The organism is Paraglaciecola marina (assembly GCF_004360155.1).
GTDB classification, from domain to species: domain Bacteria; phylum Pseudomonadota; class Gammaproteobacteria; order Enterobacterales; family Alteromonadaceae; genus Paraglaciecola; species Paraglaciecola marina.
Genome location: NZ_SAIS01000011.1, coordinates 20053 through 39147 on the forward strand (window position 1 = coordinate 20053; position 19095 = coordinate 39147).

Annotated in this window: 16 protein-coding genes; 10 read left to right on the forward strand and 6 right to left on the reverse strand. The window is 40.0% G+C overall.

Translation table 11 applies throughout. The features are described from left to right. Positions 1 to 9: 9 nt before the first annotated feature. The 4 genes from tpiA to ftsH form a co-directional block, all read right to left on the reverse strand. Positions 10 to 756 (reverse strand): triose-phosphate isomerase, encoded by a 747-nt coding sequence (tpiA, locus tag EOK74_RS15165; RefSeq protein ID WP_133470879.1) that lies wholly within the window; start codon positions 754 to 756, stop codon positions 10 to 12. 99 nt (positions 757 to 855) lie between these two features. After that, positions 856 to 2196, reverse strand: a complete 1341-nt coding sequence (glmM, locus tag EOK74_RS15170; RefSeq protein WP_133470880.1) for a phosphoglucosamine mutase — start codon at positions 2194 to 2196, stop codon at positions 856 to 858. A gap of 1 nt (position 2197) precedes the next feature. Then, on the reverse strand, positions 2198 to 3028 hold the full coding sequence (gene folP, locus EOK74_RS15175) for a dihydropteroate synthase (protein ID WP_133470881.1): 831 nt from the start codon (positions 3026 to 3028) through the stop codon (positions 2198 to 2200). 91 nt (positions 3029 to 3119) lie between these two features. After that, on the reverse strand, positions 3120 to 5072 hold the full coding sequence (gene ftsH, locus EOK74_RS15180) for an ATP-dependent zinc metalloprotease FtsH (protein WP_476704078.1): 1953 nt from the start codon (positions 5070 to 5072) through the stop codon (positions 3120 to 3122). A gap of 448 nt (positions 5073 to 5520) precedes the next feature. On the opposite strand from ftsH, the gene yhbY reads away from it, so the two are divergent. Next, positions 5521 to 5817, forward strand: a complete 297-nt coding sequence (gene yhbY, locus EOK74_RS15185; protein ID WP_133470883.1) for a ribosome assembly RNA-binding protein YhbY — start codon at positions 5521 to 5523, stop codon at positions 5815 to 5817. Positions 5818 to 5908: 91 nt separating this feature from the next. Here the strand turns inward: yhbY and EOK74_RS15190 are convergent, their stop codons facing one another. Together EOK74_RS15190 and EOK74_RS15195 are read right to left on the reverse strand one after the other, a co-directional pair. Next, positions 5909 to 6400: an FKBP-type peptidyl-prolyl cis-trans isomerase gene (locus EOK74_RS15190; RefSeq protein WP_133470884.1), complete on the reverse strand. Its 492-nt coding sequence runs from the start codon at positions 6398 to 6400 to the stop codon at positions 5909 to 5911. Positions 6401 to 6488: 88 nt separating this feature from the next. After that, a complete protein-coding gene (locus EOK74_RS15195) occupies positions 6489 to 8876 on the reverse strand; it encodes a Lon protease family protein (RefSeq protein ID WP_133470885.1) in 2388 nt (795 codons plus the stop codon). A gap of 377 nt (positions 8877 to 9253) precedes the next feature. Between EOK74_RS15195 and leuS the strand changes: the two genes are divergently transcribed. The 9 genes from leuS to mltB all read left to right on the forward strand — a co-directional run bounded on the left by leuS (position 9254) and on the right by mltB (position 19072). Next, on the forward strand, positions 9254 to 11845 hold the full coding sequence (gene leuS, locus EOK74_RS15200) for a leucine--tRNA ligase (protein ID WP_133470886.1): 2592 nt from the start codon (positions 9254 to 9256) through the stop codon (positions 11843 to 11845). 5 nt (positions 11846 to 11850) lie between these two features. Further along, a complete protein-coding gene (locus EOK74_RS15205; RefSeq protein ID WP_133470887.1) occupies positions 11851 to 12393 on the forward strand; it encodes an LPS-assembly lipoprotein LptE in 543 nt (180 codons plus the stop codon). Then, positions 12393 to 13427 (forward strand): DNA polymerase III subunit delta, encoded by a 1035-nt coding sequence (gene holA / locus EOK74_RS15210; RefSeq protein WP_133470888.1) that lies wholly within the window; start codon positions 12393 to 12395, stop codon positions 13425 to 13427. The genes EOK74_RS15205 and holA overlap by 1 nt, the downstream gene beginning before the upstream one ends. Before the next feature lie 3 nt (positions 13428 to 13430). Beyond that, the gene (gene nadD, locus EOK74_RS15215; protein WP_133470889.1) at positions 13431 to 14123 is read left to right on the forward strand and encodes a nicotinate-nucleotide adenylyltransferase; all 693 of its coding nucleotides are present in this window, start codon (positions 13431 to 13433) and stop codon (positions 14121 to 14123) included. Between the two features lie 53 nt (positions 14124 to 14176). Then, positions 14177 to 14494 carry a ribosome silencing factor gene (gene rsfS, locus EOK74_RS15220; protein WP_133470890.1) on the forward strand — a complete coding sequence of 106 codons (318 nt, stop codon included), beginning with the start codon at positions 14177 to 14179 and terminating at the stop codon, positions 14492 to 14494. A gap of 18 nt (positions 14495 to 14512) precedes the next feature. Next, positions 14513 to 14983, forward strand: coding sequence for a 23S rRNA (pseudouridine(1915)-N(3))-methyltransferase RlmH (gene rlmH / locus EOK74_RS15225; protein ID WP_133470891.1), 471 nt, complete (start codon positions 14513 to 14515; stop codon positions 14981 to 14983). 2 nt (positions 14984 to 14985) lie between these two features. Continuing rightward, a complete protein-coding gene (mrdA, locus tag EOK74_RS15230) occupies positions 14986 to 16911 on the forward strand; it encodes a penicillin-binding protein 2 (protein WP_133470892.1) in 1926 nt (641 codons plus the stop codon). Between the two features lie 4 nt (positions 16912 to 16915). Continuing rightward, positions 16916 to 18034, forward strand: a complete 1119-nt coding sequence (gene rodA, locus EOK74_RS15235; protein WP_133470893.1) for a rod shape-determining protein RodA — start codon at positions 16916 to 16918, stop codon at positions 18032 to 18034. 69 nt (positions 18035 to 18103) lie between these two features. Continuing rightward, on the forward strand, positions 18104 to 19072 hold the full coding sequence (gene mltB, locus EOK74_RS15240; protein WP_133470894.1) for a lytic murein transglycosylase B: 969 nt from the start codon (positions 18104 to 18106) through the stop codon (positions 19070 to 19072). The last annotated feature ends 23 nt before the right edge of the window (positions 19073 to 19095 follow it).

Consider the following 19095-nt stretch of genomic DNA (forward strand, 5'->3'; position numbering starts at 1 on the left):
GTGCTGCCTCTACTGATTTGCCGCTAGGCAAATACTTAAAAAATCGTCTGGATTTAGACTGGCCCCGCCAATCAAACCACCGTCTACGTCTGCCTGAGAAAACAATTCCTCAGCGTTACTACCCTTAACACTACCGCCATATAAAATAACAATTTTGGCAGCAATATCTGAATCTAATTTAGCTAAATGGCCTCGAACAAAAGCATGTACTTCTTGAGCTTGTTCAGGGCTAGCTGTTTTGCCTGTACCTATAGCCCATATTGGCTCGTAGGCTAAAACTATCTTTGCAAACTGTGCAATACCGACTTGTTTCAATACTGCATCTAACTGAGTGGCAATATAGGTAAACAAAGTCCCATCGTCTCTAATATCTTCTGGTTCACCAAAACATAAAATAGGTGTTAAGTCTGCATTTAATGCTTTTTCAACTTTTTGAGCGACTATCTCGTTTGACTCAAAGTTATCTTCACGACGTTCAGAGTGGCCGATAATAATATAACTACAACCAACCTCTTTAAGCATAGATACTGAAACTTCGCCAGTATGCGCGCCGGAATCAAATTGGCTCATATTCTGAGCACCTAGCTTAATACTGTCTGTAAACATTCCTAAATAAGGGAATGGAGGACAGATTACCGCATCCATATTCTCTAAACTTGCCTTTTCAAGCTGCTTTTTCATCTGCTTGACAAGTGCTTTATCGCCATTCATTTTCCAATTTCCAGCGACCATAGATCTTCGACTATTTATTTGCACTTTTCACTCCTTATTGCGCCAATAAAAAAGCGCGCGAGATATTAACCAACCCAATGAAATTATACAAGGGACTTATATATTTATACGAATTATAACGGTCTATTTGCTCACTTTACGCACAGCATCGGCAATATGTTTGGCCCATGAGGCTGAATCCTGTGCATCGTTAGCTTCCACCATGACACGGATCAGTGGTTCAGTACCACTTTTACGCAGCAATACTCTGCCTCTGTCACCAAGGGCATTTTCTGCGTCGACAACCGCTGCTTTTACAGACTCATCTTCTAGAGGTGCACTACCTTCTTCAAATCTAACATTAATTAATGTTTGAGGGTATTTTACCATTCCACGACTTAATTCGTTGAGTGTCATATCGGCATTAAGCATTGCCGCCAAAATTTGCAAACCAGCAACAATCCCGTCGCCTGTTGAAGCTGCAGCTAAATTCAAGACATGACCAGACCCTTCACCGCCTATCGACCAGCCTTTTTGTTTCAGTAGTTCCATTACATATCGATCACCTACTGCACTTCGTACGAATGGCACACCTAAAGTGGCCAAAGCGACTTCTAGGCCAAGGTTACTCATTACGGTTCCTACCACGCCCCCTTTCAGGCGACCTGACTTAAGGGTATCTCTAGCTATCATATAGACAATTTGATCACCGTCGACAATATTCCCTTTGTTATCAACCAGCATAATGCGATCGCCATCGCCATCAAGTGCAAAACCTAAGTCAGCTTTATTTTCAAGCACGCATTTGGTAATCGCCGCCATTGAGGTAGCGCCAACATCACGGTTAATATTTAAACCATTTGGATTGGTGCCTATTTCAATAACTTCAGCACCAAGCTCACTAAGGACATTTGGCGCAATGTGATAAGTTGCACCATGAGCACAGTCCACTACTATTTTTAAGCCTTTCAAAGATAAGTCTGAAGGAAAATTACCTTTACAAAATTCAATATATCGACCCGCTGCATCACCAATACGTATTGCCTTGCCTAATTTATCTGAGGCAACACACTCCATAGGTTTATCCATTTGCTCTTCAATTGCAGTTTCGATCTCATCATCTAATTTCATGCCGTCAGCGGAGAAAAACTTAATACCATTATCATAATAAGGGTTGTGAGAAGCGCTAATAACAATGCCCGCTTCTGAACGAAAGGTTTTAGTAAGGTACGCAATGGCAGGAGTAGGCATTGGCCCTAATAACCCTATATTAATACCTGCTGCAGACAAGCCAGCTTCTAATGCTGACTCAAGCATATACCCTGAAATACGAGTATCTTTACCAATTAACACTTTATTAGTGCCTGTACTTGCTAGTACTTTTCCAGCAGCCCAGCCTAACTTCATAACGAATTCAGGGTTTATCGAACTCTCACCCACTTTCCCGCGGATCCCATCTGTACCAAAATACTTTCTCTCGCCCATTCTAAATATTCCTATAAGCGTTAATTGCAGTTACTACTTTAACAGCATCGACTGTCTCTTTTACATCATGCACTCGAATAATTTTCGCACCTTGCTCTAATGCCATAGTGGCAACTGCAACACCACCAGCCAACCTTTGATTGATATCTCTTTGCAATAAATGTCCCAACATAGATTTTCTAGACATACCTACAAGTAACGGAACATGTAACGATTTTAACGCGGCCAACTCGGCTAAAAGTTGATAATTGTGCTCTAGTGATTTTCCAAAACCAAATCCAGGATCAACTATAATCTTTTCTTGGTTGATCCCTACTTTTTGGCATGCACGTATACGATCTTTTAAAAATGCCAAAACGTCATCAACAACGTTATTATATTTGGGATTTTGTTGCATTTTTCTAGGTTGCCCTTGCATATGCATCAAGCAAATCGGAACATTTGCCTGCGCAGCTGCTTCTAAGGCCGTCCCCTCTTGCAAAGCCCTCACATCATTAATGAGACCTGCTCCTGCAGCTACAGCTTCGGTCATAACCCTTGCCTTACTGGTATCAATAGATACAACTGTATCAAAGCGTTCATTAATGGCTTCGATCACTGGTAAAACTCTGTCAAGCTCTTGCTGCAAAGTCACCTCATTTGCACCCGGCCTAGTAGACTCTCCACCGATATCAATGAAATCCGCACCTTCATTTAACATTAACTCGGTTTGCCTTAAGGCGTTTTCTAAACCATTAAAACTGCCTCCATCTGAAAAGGAATCAGGAGTTACATTGAGGATCCCCATTACTCGGGGTTGTGATAAATCTAAAAATTTATCTTTAAACTGCATAGAAAAATTTGTCTCTTTAAAAAATGAAGCTTTACTTACAAAAAAACGCCTTGCTGCATCAGCAACAAAGCGTTTTTCTAGTTATTGTAGATTAATGTGTAGCGTCACCAGGTTTGCCAACATTAGGTTTGGGAGACTCCCCCTTCGATTCCTCTTTATTATCTTCTGGAGCAACTGTTGCCCCACCAGATGGTTTGTCTGAGTCATCGGTTTTTCCGTCACGTACCCAATCTGCGGGCAAACGTACTTCTTTACGATCCATCAAATCATCGATTTGTTTTGCATCAATGGTTTCATACTTCATTAACGCATCTTTCATCGCTTCTAAAATATCCATATTGTCTTTCAATAATGTTTCAGCAAGAGCGTAATTTCTATCAATCAACAACCTGATTTCGGCATCAATATCACGAGAAGTTTCAGCTGACATTGAAGAAGGAGCAGCCCCCATAAATGCTTCATTATCGTCGTCTTTATAATTGATTGGTCCCATTTTAGGAGAAAGTCCCCATTGGGTTACCATTTTACGTGCGATGTCAGTAGCGCGTTCAATATCATTTGAAGCGCCAGTCGTTACACCGGCTGCGCCTAACGTAATTTCTTCTGCAATACGCCCACCAAAGAGTGTCGCAATACGAGACTCTAGCTCTTCTCTCGACGAGCTGTATTTATCTTGTTCAGGTAAATACATGGTTACCCCTAAGGCTCGGCCTCTAGGAATAATAGATACTTTATATACAGGGTCATGTTTAGGCACTAAACGCCCCACGATAGCATGACCCGCTTCATGGTAAGCAGTATTGGTTTTTTCTTCTTCAGACATGACCATGGTCTTGCGTTCAGAGCCCATCATGATTTTGTCTTTAGCTTTATCAAACTCATCCATGCTTACTACACGTTTATCTGTACGAGCTGCAAATAATGCGGCTTCGTTCACTAAGTTTGCTAGGTCTGCACCAGAAAAACCGGGGGTTCCACGAGCAATCAGGGATGCTTCGACATTGTCACCTAAAGGTACTTTGCGCATATGCACCTTCAGAATTTGTTCGCGACCACGAATATCTGGTAATCCAACCATAACTTGGCGGTCAAAACGACCAGGTCTTAGTAATGCAGGATCAAGCACATCAGGACGGTTAGTCGCTGCGATAACGATAATTCCTTCAGTACCTTCAAATCCGTCCATTTCAACCAACATTTGGTTTAATGTTTGCTCTCTTTCATCATTACCACCACCATGGCCACCACCACGTTTACGACCAACAGCATCAATTTCATCGATAAAGATAATACAAGGAGCTGATTTTTTAGCTTGGTCAAACATGTCTCTTACACGTGAAGCCCCCACACCTACAAACATTTCAACGAAGTCTGAACCCGAAATACTAAAGAAAGGTACTTTAGCTTCACCAGCAATGGCTTTCGCTAACAATGTTTTACCCGTACCTGGAGGGCCAACCATCAACACTCCTCTTGGGATTTTTCCGCCAAGCTTTTGAAACTTGCTTGGATCTCTTAGAAAGTCAACTAATTCGCTAACGTCTTCTTTAGCTTCATCACAACCAGCTACATCAGCAAATGTGGTTTTTATTTGGTCTTCACCCAGCAACCTAGCTTTGCTTTTACCAAAAGACATTGCACCTTTACCACCGCCACCTTGCATTTGACGCATGAAGAATATCCATACCCCAATCAATAGAAGCATAGGGAACCATGAGATAAAAATTGAAGTTAATAACGAGGACTCTTCCGGCTCTTTACCGAATACAGCAACATTGTTTTCGATCAATTGATCCATCAAAGCTAAGTCTGTATATGGAATGATAGTGGTAAAAGCCTCACCATTTCGTTTAACACCCTTTATTTCTCCGGAGTTCCTATCGATGGTGGCACTACTCACTACTCCATTACTGACGTCTTTGAGAAAATGCGTGTAGTCTGTCGAAACCACTTTGGAATCATTTGATGAAAAATTTTGGAAAACTGACATCAAAACGACAGCTATAACCAGCCATAAAATTAAATTTTTTGCCATGTCGCTCAAGTTATATAACCTCTAAAATTACGATTTTGTTTTGTCTAACCTGTATACCAGCAGACTACTATAATTTATATCATGCTGCTAGCAGATAAAGTTATCTGTAAGCCAGCGTTGTGATTCACTATTATAAGTTAACCCCCAACCATCACCTATAAAATGATGTCGTCCTTAATATCGACTTGGAAATAGATACCTGTACGAAAATAAAGTCACTTTTGTTCAACTGCCAGTCTAAACTCTTACTACATTCTAAACTTAGGTCGTGCAGCTCTTACTTACCCTTTAATCCACCAAATTTACTGGCCCAGTAGTTAAATGTAGTAAGCTAATCGAGTGTAAATTATTTTTTCCTTACAGAGAACTACATTCAAATTAGGAATAACAGTGAGATGGCGCTAGAATAGCGCTTTTCAACCATTCATCTTGAATAAATTTGTAAGAATTACTACCAATGACCTTATCGAACAAACAAAAGCAGTATTTAAAAGGCTTAGCACACCCTCTAAAACCTATAGTGCAATTAGGCAATAATGGCTTAACAGAGGGCGTAATGGCCGAAATTGAAGGAGCTATTAATCATCACGAGTTGATTAAAGTAAAAGTTCCTACTGATGATAAAGAAGAAAAATCCCTAATTATGGATGCTATAGTAAGAGAAGCTGGAGCCATTAAAGTACAGGCAATAGGACATACTTTAGTCATATACAAACCAAGTGACGAAAAGAAAATTGAATTGCCAAGAAAATAGACACTTTCTAGCATCTATAGTTGGTGATTAATTTAAACGATGTTAATTCATCACCAACCGATTTTTATTTCAAAGACTTAAACAGTCATAGTTAGTGATGATGTCCACCAACTCCATGGGCATGTCCATGCTCAATCTCTTCATCTGTTGCAGCCCTTACGTCTACAACTTTGAGCTCAAACTGTAAGGTTTTACCTGCATAAGGATGATTTATGTCGATGGTAACCATAAACTTACCTACTTTCACGATAGTGACTTCACGTTGTCCCTGCTCAGTATTAACAACCGCCGTCATGCCCGCTTTCCATTTTGGCTTTTTATCTGCGCTCATTAAATGTTTAATAGATACTCTTTGCTCACTATCAGGTTGCAGATCACCATAGGTCTCCGCCGCTTCTAATTCAACTTCAATCTCATCGCCTTTTTTCATAGACTCTAGTGAATTTTCTACACCTACCATCATGTTGTTGTAACCATGTAGGTAAGCAATAGCTTCTTGATCAAAATTAGATTCCAACTCTTTGCCTTCAGTATCTTTAATTCGATATAGAAATTGCACCACTGTGCCTTTTGTAATTTGCATAATTTTTTTCTTAACCTTTTTTAATAATTACAACCCTATAATTACTGCTAACTCTCCTAGGAGCTATGAGTTTATCGGATCACATAAGCTATTCGTCGTCAGCGCCTGCCACAATATTTGCAATATTAAGTAAGCTTGTCACCGCCATATAATTAATAGAAGTTTTAGGATAACGCCCCCTACTATTTAACTCTCCTACCTCTTTGTCCATTAATAAGGCCAAGGCTTCATCAACAGTTTCAACTACATAAACATGAAACTTCTGGGCTTTAACTGCAGCCAAAACTTTTTTGTCTAGCATTAAATTAACATGGTTTGATTTAGGGATAATCACGCCTTGAGTACCCGTTAGGCCTCTGTGTTCACATAGCTTGAAAAAACCTTCAATTTTTTCATTAACACCGCCCACAGATTGAACCTGACCATACTGATTTATTGACCCCGTTATAGCAAAATCCTGACGCACGGGGATGCTAGTTAGTGCAGAAATAAGTGCCACTAGTTCAGCCAACGAAGCGCTATCGCCATCTATATGTCCATAGGATTGCTCAATGGCTATGTTTGCAGATAATGTTAAAGGAAACAGCTGTGCATATTTATAACCCAAATACCCAGTTAAAAGCATGACCCCTTTTGAGTGGATAGGCTGACCTAACTCGACCTCTCGCTCAATGTCTACCACACCATTTGCCCCAGCATAAACAGTAGAAGTAATTCGGGCTGGTGTTCCAAACATACTGTCGCCCACTTCAAGTACGGTTAAGCCATTAACTTTACCTACATCTAGACCTTCAGTGGCAATAAGTATTTGCCCTTGTTTAATATCGTCAAGAACAGCCTCACTTACTCGCCCGGTTCTATGGGTTTTAGCTGCCAATGCAGCCTCAATATGGCCAACGTCTAACTCTTGACTAAGCTGTTTCCTGCAAAAAAAATCTGCTTCATGGAGCAATTCAATCACATCAGAAAAGCGAGCAGACAAACGTTGTTGATGTTCAGCTAAACGTAAACTGTATTCCACTAATCTATACATTGCTTTGGCTGAAATACTCTCTAGCCCTAAGCTGACTACTTGACTCCTCACTCGGCCAACAAAATCAAATAGGGTCTTTTTGTCTAAAGGAATTTCATGGTCAAAATCAACTAATACCCTAAACAATTCATAAAATTCATCGTCGTAATCTTGAAGTGTGTAGTACAAATCTCTAGAGCCCAACAACACCACTTTAACGTCAATAGGTATTTGTTGAGGGTTCAAAGTAATCGAGTTCACCATACCCACGTCATGCTGAGGTAAGTCCATTTTCAATCGGCCAAATTTCAAAACTAATTTTAACGTTTCCCAAACGTAAGGTTGATCTATCAGCTTATCCACGTCTAACAATAAATAACCACCGTTGGCTTTATGCATTGCGCCAGGACGGATCATACGATAATTAGTAAAAACAGAGCCTTGAACATTGGTGTATTCCATTCGTCCAAACAAGTTTTGATGGCTAGGGTTAGGTTCATACACCACGGGAGAACCACTGTTAATAGTATGAGAAACCAAAATATTTGGTAAATATTGCTCTTCTAAAATAGAACGTTTGTCATATTCATCATGCTTGTCATCTTTTTTATCGTCCGCTAACACTTCAACTACGGTTTCTACTAAGTGTGGCTTGAGTTGCCGTAGAAATTTTAATATTCCTAAGTCTGCGGTGTATTGGTGTTCTAAATCCTTCAATAAAGGTTTAATGCCTTGTTCTGCAGTTTCTTTTTTCAACGCTCTAAGACGCTCGGCAGTAGCACGTTTCCACTTAGGCAATTCAATCAACGCTTCACTTAGAGTATCTTCTAACACATCAATTAGACCGTAAAAGGTTTGTCGCTCTTGTTCTGAAACTTTAGCAAAATCTGCATCGGTAATGGGTTTACCATCAATGATTGGAGAAAAGGTAATCGCCCCAGCCTCTTCATACATGGCAATACCCTGTTTTTGAGCTTCTTGCTCAACATCAGCAATAGCTTTGTCATACCCTTGATCAAACTCTCGGGTAATAGCTGCTTTTTTACGTTGATATCCGGGGTTATCAAAAGCAGCTGGAAAGGTATCTAACAATTCATCAATCAAGTGTCCTAAATCTTTTGCAAGCTTTTTACTTTCACCAGCTGGTAATTTTAAAGCGTAGGGCTCTCTTTCATCCTCAAAATTATTGATGTAACACCAATCATCTGGGGTAGAAGTTTTACTCACATATTTATCAATAAACTCATGAACTAAGGTGAAACGCCCAGTGGCTTGTTCTCCCATCACATACAAGTTGTAGCCTCTAGCATCAATTCCCAGCCCAAAAGACAGTGCTTCTCGGGCCCTATCCTGTCCAATAAATGTTGAACTTAAAGCGCTTTCGTCTTTGAGCGCTTGATTGATTAGCCTTCTGCTAGGCTTGGCTGTTAATTGCTGAAGTGTTAACGCGTGGTTACTTTGCATATAAAAATAAGGCGCCGACTAAATAGATAATTACCAAGTAGTGAAACCCGTAATTAACAAGCTGTCAAACGGATACGTAAAGTTAGGTTATTTACTGGTTGATAATTAAACAAAAATCACTTTATAACTAGGTTAGAGCCCTTTATAGCAATAAAGCAATTACTCGTTCGCCATTTCCCCAAAGTAAAGTTAGTGCAAAATATCAGCAGTTAAATGCCATTATTCCTAATAACAATAAAAAGTTATTAAATAGCTCCATTAATAAGGGTTTTGCTATTGTTACTCACTAAGTCGCTAAGGTATTCTAACGAGCTAATTTTTCAATAATCATACGTAGGTCATTTGACCTGACTGACCCAGCGACACGGAACTTTTTAATGGCCGAAAAACAGTATCAACCTCAAATCATCGAAAAAGAGGTTCAAGCCTATTGGGAAACCCAAGAAACATTTAAAGCCACAGAGCAAGCAGACAAGGAGAAGTTCTATTGTCTGTCAATGTTCCCTTACCCCAGCGGTAGGTTACATATGGGTCATGTCCGTAACTACACAATTGGTGACGTAATTAGCCGTTATCAACGTATGTTAGGTAAAAATGTATTGCAGCCAATGGGCTGGGACGCTTTCGGGCTACCCGCTGAAAACGCGGCAATCAATAACAATACTGCCCCAGCTAAATGGACATATTCCAACATTGAATACATGAAAACCCAACTTAAAACACTAGGTTTTGGTTATGACTGGGATCGCGAAGTCGCGACTTGTAAGAAAGATTATTACCGTTGGGAACAGTGGTTTTTTACTCGCCTATTTGAAAAAGGCTTAGTTTACAAGAAAAATGCTACCGTGAACTGGGATCCAGTTGATCACACTGTGCTTGCTAATGAACAGGTTATCGATGGTCGAGGCTGGCGTTCAGGAGCAGTAGTTGAGCAAAAAGAGATTCCGCAATGGTTTATTAAAATCACAGATTATGCAGAAGAGCTAGTCACTGACTTAGAACAGCTTGAAGAATGGCCAGAACAAGTTCGTGCCATGCAGAAAAACTGGATTGGCCGTTCCGAAGGTGTAGAAATTACCTTTGAACTAGAACAAGCGGTTGCTGGCCAAGCAAACTTTGATGTGTACACCACTCGTCCAGACACTCTTTATGGTGTGACTTATGTAGCAGTTGCTGCACAACATCCTATTGCATTGGAAGCGGCAAAATCAAACAGTGAATTGGCAGCTTTTGTAGATGAATGCAAAAATACCAAGGTAGCTGAAGCAGAACTAGCAACCATGGAAAAGAAAGGCTGTGCCACAGGCTATTACGCTATTCATCCACTTACTGGCGATAAAGTACCAGTATGGGTAGCTAACTTTGTACTTATGGGTTACGGCTCGGGCGCAGTTATGGCGGTGCCTGCTCATGATCAACGTGATTGGGAATTTGCTACTAAGTATGACCTAGATATTAAACAAGTTATTGCCTCACAGGGTGATGAGGATTTAGCTAAAGTCGCTATCACCGAAAAAGGTAAGCTGATCAATTCAGCCAAATTCGATGGGTTAAGTTCTGCTGAAGCTTTCGACAAAATCGCGGAATTACTAAGCGCTGAAAATAAAGGCAAGAAGAAAGTAAATTATCGCTTAAGAGATTGGGGCGTATCTCGTCAACGTTATTGGGGAAGCCCAATTCCCATGCTGAATCTTGAAAACGGCGAATCTGTACCTGTACCAAGTGATCAACTTCCTGTTGAGTTGCCTGAGGACGTACAAATGAACGGTGTTGTTTCGCCTATTAAAGCCGATCCAGATTGGGCTAAAACAGAATATAATGGTGAAGCCGCATTACGAGAAACCGATACCTTTGATACTTTTATGGAATCTTCTTGGTATTACGCTCGTTATTGTAGCGCACAGAATGATCAAGCCATGTTAGATCCAGAGCAAGCTAACTATTGGTTGCCTGTTGACCAATATGTTGGTGGTATCGAGCACGCCATTTTACATCTACTTTACTCACGCTTCTTCCATAAATTAATGCGTGATGAAGGTTTAGTTGAGTCAGATGAGCCATACAAACGTTTGTTATGCCAAGGTATGGTTTTAGCTGATTCTTTTTATCGTGAAGATGCAGCAGGTAAACAGACTTGGTACTCACCAGCCGATGTTGATAGCGAAAAAGATGATAAAGGCCGTATTATTAAGTCCGTGCTAAAAGCTGATGGCAAAGAAGTGATACATGGCGGCATGACTAAAATGTCTAAGTCTAAAAACAATGGTATCGACCCACAGCAAGTTATCGATTTGTACGGGGCAGATACTATCCGTGTATTTACAATGTTTGCTGCTCCACCTGAACAAACTCTAGAATGGGTTGATTCAGGTGTAGAAGGAGCGCATAGATTTGTTAAACGTCTTTGGACTCTAGTACAAGAAAACGTGGATGCTGGCGATATTGCGCCACTAGATAAAGCAAACTTATCAAATAGCCAGAAAAAGCTAAGACGCGTGATTCATAAGACCATAGAAAAAGTAACTGACGATGTGGGTCGTCGTCAGACTTTTAACACTGCTATTGCGGCCACTATGGAACTTCTTAACCACTTACAAAAAGCACCACAAGACAATGCCCAAGACTTAGCAGTTTTGCGTGAAGGAATAGACACTCTAGTGCTTTTACTTGCGCCAATTGCACCGCATATCTGTCATGTTATGTGGAAAGACTTAGGTCATAGTGAAGGAGTAGAAACAGCTCCTTGGCCCGTCGCAGATGTCGCGGCAATGGTTGAAGACGAAAAGCTCGTTATTGTACAAGTAAATGGAAAAGTTAGAGCTAAAATCACTGTTGCTGCCGATGCTACTAAAGAACAAGTAGAAGCATTAGGTTTAGCAGAAACTAATGTACAACAACATATCGAGGGTAAAACTATTCGCAAAGTTATTTATGTACCAGGTAGATTACTCAATGTGGTAGCAAACTAACCGTGATGAAACTTATATTGGGGAAAGGTTTAGTTTTATCAGCTTTAATGGCAATGTTTTTATCTAGCTGTGGATTTAAGTTGCGTGGCGACTACAACATACCTTCAGAGATAAAACAACTTGAGTTAACCGCTGAGCAAAAAAACACTCTTTTATATAGGGTTTTACGCAAACAGTTAGAAGGCTTTGATATTGAAGTCTTCGATAACGCTCTAAAAGCGAACATTTCTAATGATGATATTGATGCTAGGGTATACCTGAAATCAGATCAACTAGAGAGACGACTATTATCACTGTTCTCAACGGGTCAAGTGGCCGAATATGAATTGGTATATACCATAAAATATTTGATCCAACTGCCAGATGAAGATCCTCAAGTTATTGAATTCGATATAACCCGTGAATATCAAGACGACCCCGATGCGGTTTTGGCAAAATCTAGAGAATTAGACCTGATTCGAAAAGAAATGCGCCAAGCCGCTGCTTTACGCATTATCAGCCAATTGGCTAGCTCTTACACTAGCTGGCAGCAAGTAAATCATAGCTAATGCAAGTTTATCCTAATCGTTTTAATTTAACAGATACTAGCAACCTAAAGCCTTTCTATCTGATATTTGGTGAAGAGCCCCAGCAAAAATTAGAATGCCTTGAGCAACTAAGAAAAGCGGCACTCGCTCAAGGGTTTGATGAGCGCCAGTCCCTAGTTGCAGATAATCAATTTAGTTGGGATACCTTAATTGAAGCCACTCAAACCTTGTCATTGTTTTCTAGTAGACAAATCATTGAGCTTGAAATACCCACAGGCAAACCAGGTGCCGAAGGTAGTAAAGTCCTTACTTCCCTAACCGTCAATATAAACCCAGATGTATTGTTGGTCATTCATGGCGGTAAAATTGATAAGGGTGTTCAAAATACGAAATGGTTCAAAGCAATAGATAAACATGGAGTCTATGTTCCAAGCTATCCATTAGAAGGTAATGCCTTACATCAGTGGATTGGTAAAAAAATGCATGATAGTGGCCTCCAAGCAAGCCCCCAGGTTTCTCAACTATTAGTAGAGTGTTGTGAAGGTAATTTACTCGCTGCGACACAAGAAATTGAAAAACTAAAATTGCTTTACCCTAATGGAGCACCTACCTTTGAACAGGTTAGTGATGCGGTGGTTGACCAGTCTCGCTTCACTGTATTTCATCTAGTAGATGTTTTACTTTCTGGTGATCCTAAGAAAACCATTAAAATGTTGTATCGCTTAGAAAGTGAAGGTGTAGAGCCCACTATAGTTGCTTGGGCATTAACCCGTGAATGGCAAACGCTACAAAGTATCCTTTTTGATAAACAGCAAGGTAAAAATATTAACTGGAATCAATATCGTATATGGAAAAGCAGACAATCTTTATACCAATCAGCCATGCAGCGTTTATCCCTCAATCACATGGCCTTATTACAAACAAAATTAGCTGCATTTGATGTGGCAATAAAACAAACCCAAGTGGTACGCCCTTACATAGAATTGTGCCACTTATGCATGATGTTTATGCCTTACTCCCTAGAAAATTTACCATTAGACTATGGCATAGAATAACCTATGGCTAAATGTGGAAAACAATTGGATACGCCTTTAGGAATATTTGGTGGTACCTTCGACCCCATTCATAATGGGCATATATTTCCCACCCTTGAAGCCGCAAAAATCACTAGTATTAATAAAATTGCACTAACCCCATGCTTTATTCCTAGCCATAAAAATGCGGCGACTGCGTCGAGTCAACAGAGGTTAAGAATGGTCAAAGAAGTATGCAAAGATTATCCAGTTTTTTATCCCGAGCCATTGGATATCAATCGCAACAAACCAACCTATAGCGTCGATACGTTAAGTGAATTAAGAGCCAAATTTCCAAATACACCTCTATGCTTTTTCATTGGTACCGACTCATTAATTAGCATTTTTAAGTGGCATAAGTGGCAAAACCTATTTGAACTGTGTCATTTTGTTGTTTGTATTCGAAATGGAGAAGCTGTGTATAATCAAGTAGGCTCTGCAGAGGATCAATTAATGCTTAATAATTTGTTACAGCAAAGGCAAGTTCAAGACCCTATAAACTTGCACAAAGCCCTTGCAGGTCATATATATATGGCCAACACTTCCCCTTTAAATATTTCGTCTAGTGTCATCAGAAGAATGTTATCTACTAACCAGTCTGTTGAAAAGCTAGTCCCAACTAGCGTTAATCAATACTTGCGGCAACATAAGCTCTATCAGCAAGGTAGTAAACTCTGATAAACTATAGGCGAATGAAACTACTATTAACTTATAAACCTTAAGGAAACTCATTGGATCACGAACAACTTAAAGCCTTTGTCATTGCAAAAGCGGAAGATCTAAAAGCGAGAGATTTTATCGACCTAGATGTTGCAGAAAAGTCTTCTGTCACAGAAACCATGTTGATATGTTCAGGCAACTCAAAACGTCATGTCGTGTCGATCGCAGAAAACGTCATTGTCGAAGCTAAACAGGCAGGTCTTGCTCCCCTAAGTGTAGAAGGTAAAGAAACTGGCGATTGGGTATTAGTCGACCTTGGTGATGTTATACTCCATGTTATGCAAGACGATGCTAGAGACTTTTACCAATTGGAAAAACTCTGGAGCTAACAAAAGGAGTTAGTGGTCGTGCGGATCCAAATGATTGCAGTGGGTATGAAAATGCCTGCCTGGGTAGAGCAAGGTTATACCGAGTATAGCCGCAGATTCCCTGCCGATATGCCTCTTCATCTGACTGAAATTGCTGCAGGCAAACGTGGCAAAAATGCCGACATCAAACGTATTCTTCAAAAAGAAGGCGAACTTACCTTAGCTGCTATACCCAAAGGCAATAGAGTTGTAACTCTTGAAGTTAATGGCTCACCTTGGGACACCTCAAAATTAGCAAAAACAATGCAAAGTTGGCAAATGGACGGCAGAGACGTGAGTCTATTAATTGGAGGCCCTGAAGGGTTAGCCCCAGAATGCATAAAAATTGCGGAACAAAAGTGGTCTTTATCTAGTCTTACACTACCACACCCCTTGGTTCGTGTTATTGTGGCAGAAAGTTTATACAGGGCTTGGTCAATAAATAACAATCATCCTTATCATAGAGACTAATCTTGCCTTCCAAGCGAATTCTAATAAAAGACCATACAGCTGAAGCTAACTTGTTTGCTTGGCGTTCACTTATAGGACTATTAGTGGTCTTTGCTATGATTGCTATGGTGTTAACCAACCTGTATTACTTACAAATTAGTAGTTACGAGGACTATCAAACTCGCTCAAATGGAAACCGTATTAAGGTACTTCCTGTTGCCCCCAATAGAGGCTTAATTTACGACAGAAATGGCGTACTTCTAGCTGAAAATCGTCCAGTATTTAGTTTGCAAGTTATTCCTGAGGAAACCAAAAACCTCAATTCAACCTTAGCTAGATTAAGCGTGTTACTTAAAATAGACGATGACGGTATAGCTGACTTTCATGCGGATATGAAGCGGATCAGGCGATTTAAACCTGTAACCCTAATAAACCGGCTCACGCCTGAAGAAGTAGCCATATTCTCAGCAAAACAGCACTTATACCCAGGAGTTTCAATTGAAGCTCGTTTGGCAAGATACTACCCCTATGGCAGTGCCCTAACCCATGTTTTGGGGTATGTTGCAAAAATTAACAAGCAAGACTTACAAAAGTTAAGTGAAGCTGGTTTTGAAGCTAACTACGCAGCAACCTATGACATAGGTAAACGAGGTATTGAGAAATACCATGAAGAACTATTACATGGTGAAGTGGGATACCAAGAAGTTGAAGTAAATAACCAAGGTAGAGTAATCCGCACACTTGACTTTAATCCACCAGTCCCAGGACAAGATATAGTTTTGAACATAGATGTGGAATTACAATTAGCAGCAGAAAAAGCCTTTGCGGGAGAGAGAGGCTCCATAGTCGCCATGGATCCCACAGATGGTGGAATTTTAGCGCTTTATAGTAGTCCAAGTTATGACCCCAACTTGTTTGTTCATGGAATCAGTAGTAAAAATTACAAAAAATTACTCAAGTCAGATAGGCCTTTATTTAATCGCGCAACACAAGGTCAATACCCTCCCGCATCCACGGTCAAACCCCTACTTGCTTTAGCTGGGTTAGAGGCTGAGGTAATAACGCCAGAAACACAAATCAATGATTATGGAAAATATCAATTAAAGAACGTCGCACGAGTATGGCGAGATCATAATCCTTGGGGACATGGGCTAGTGAATGTTACTAAAGCAATTGAAGTTTCATGTGACATTTATTTTTATGATATGGCATACAAGTTAGGAATAGACCGAATTAGCGAAAGCATGAGTGAATTTGGATTTGGAGACTACACTGGAATAGATCTTCATGAAGAAGCAGATGGGATTATGCCCAGCCGGGGTATAATAAAAGCTCTTTATAATAGGCCTTGGTATATTGGAGACACAATAAATATAGGTATTGGACAAAGCTACTGGACTACCACCCCAGTGCAACTTACCCAGGCTATTACGACTCTAGTAAACAAAGGAAAACGCATCATTCCACAGGTTATTCGTGGTGAAATAAATCAAGGTGAGATAGTCTTGAACGCGATAAAGGAACGGCGACCTATCGACATCAAAAATGAATATAACTGGGATGTTGTACTAGATGCTATGTACGGTACAGTAAATAGACAAGGATCAGCCAGAAATGCATTTAAAGGAGCCCATTACATATCTGCAGGTAAAACAGGCACAGCCCAGTTAGTATCTATCGCGCAAGATGAAAAATATGATGCCACCAAGTTATCTAAGAAAAACCATGATAATGCTATGTATGTAGGCTATGCCCCTTATGACAATCCAGAAATCGTTATGTCCGTTGTGCTTGAAAATGCTGGCCATGGTGGCGCGCAAGCCGCCCCTATAGCACGGAAAATGATGGATAATTATTTTAAAGAGCGAACATTCCCTGAACATATTGTTATCGAACATCTTGGCCAATCTCCTCAGTCAAACCCACTAATTGAAACTGAAGGGGAATAAACAGATGCTGAGAACTAAACTGGAAACTAATCAGCCATCACTCTTAAATAGAATTCACTGTGACGGAATATTACTATCCGGCTTGTTATTACTTATGGCAGTTGGATTAATTACCATTTACTCTGCAGGCGGACAGGATATAGCCCTTATACAAAGGCAAGTAATTCGTTTAGGAATAGCCTTAACAGTCATGTTAGTTGTGGCGCAAATACCACCTTTAGCTTATCAAAAGTTATCCATTTACTTTTACATAGCTGGTATAGCGATGTTAATTGCTGTGCTGGTTATTGGTGTCTCAAGTAAAGGCGCACAGCGGTGGTTAGACTTGGGCGTTACGCGTTTTCAACCATCAGAAATTATGAAGTTAGCCTTACCTATGATGGTGGCTTGGTATATCAGTCGTTTTAATTTACCCCCGAAGCTGTGGCAAATATTAGTTGGTCTTGGGCTTGTCGCTGTACCAACCTTACTTATTGCTCGTCAGCCGGATTTGGGTACATCTTTGCTCATTGCAAGTTCAGGCGTATTTGCATTATTTCTAGCTGGAATGAGTTGGAGTTTTATTTCATTTATAGGCGTTGCTGTATCAGCATTTACACCCATCATGTGGTTTTTCTTAATGAAAGACTACCAAAAACAAAGAGTTTTAACCTTTTTGAACCCCGAGAGCGACCCTTTAGGGTCTGGATACCATATTATTCAATCTCAAATAGCTATTGGTTCTGGTGGTGCACAAGGCAAAGGTTGGCTACAGGGCACACAATCTCAATTAGAGTTTTTACCTGAGCGTCATACTGACTTTATTTTTGCTGTATTCAGCGAAGAGTTTGGCTTTTGGGGTGTGGTCGGTTTACTTGCTATTTATGCATTTATTGTAATTCGAGGCATGCTGATTGCAATACGCGCTCAAGATGCATTTTGTAAAATTTTAGCGGGCAGTATTACCCTCACTTTTTTTGTTTATGTATTCGTGAATATGGGAATGGTATCTGGAATATTGCCGGTAGTAGGAGTCCCTTTACCATTGGTCAGTTATGGTGGAACATCTATGGTAACGCTACTAGCTGGTTTTGGAATTTTAATGGCAATCAGTACCCAGAAACGTATTATGTCTAGAGTTTAAGTTAGGTTTGATAAGCACTTTTATTTTACTTTATTGCTTTGCAATAAGGCTTTGTTTGCAAGGAACACCATGAAAAATTTAGTATATTTATTATTGATTAGTCTATTCATAAGCTTCCATGCCCTTTCATCACCAGAAGCTTTGCAGCAAGAATTCATAAATAAAATGGTGGAAAAACATAATTTTAAGCGCGCTACTGTTGAAGCTTCATTAGCTAAAGCAGTAAAAAATGAAAAGATACTCTCGTCCATCGCCAAACCATGGGAAGCTAAGCCTTGGCATCAATATTACCCAATTTTTCTGACTGAAAAACGCCTGGCCAAGGGTGTAGAGTTTTGGAAAGCACATAAAGAGACATTAGAACGAGCAGAACTAGAAACAGGTGTTCCGGCACAAATAATAGTGGCGATAATTGGTGTAGAAACTTTTTACGGTGCATATAAAGGAAATTACCCAGTACTAGACGCCTTAGTCACATTAGGATTTCATTACCCACCAAGAAGTAAATTTTTTCGAAGTGAATTAGAGCAATTCTTCATCCTTGCTAAAGAAGAAAATTTTGATTTAACTGCAATTAAAGGTTCATATGCGGGCGCTATGGGTTGGGGACAATTCATATCATCTAGTTACCGCCACTATGCTGTTGATTTTGATAATGACGGTACACGGGATCTATTAAATAACCCGGTAGACGCAATTGGAAGTGTCGCTAATTACTTTAAAAAGCATGGTTGGAGACAAGGTCAAGACATTGCCTATAAGGCGAATATAACAGGCAATGACTATGCACCACTTTTAAAGAAGTCCTTAAAATATGAGCATCAATGGCAACAACTTCAAAACGCTAACATAGCAATTGATAAAACGTTAACCCCAGATACTTCCGTAAAACTGTTTGAGTTCAAACAACCACAGAGCAAAGAATACTGGGTAGGGCTTAGAAATTTTTACGTAATTACTCGATATAATCACAGCCCTTTATATGCTTTGGCTGTGTATCAATTTAGTGAGCAACTAAAACAAGAGATGCATCTCTAACTATATTTCAGTAATGTAAAATC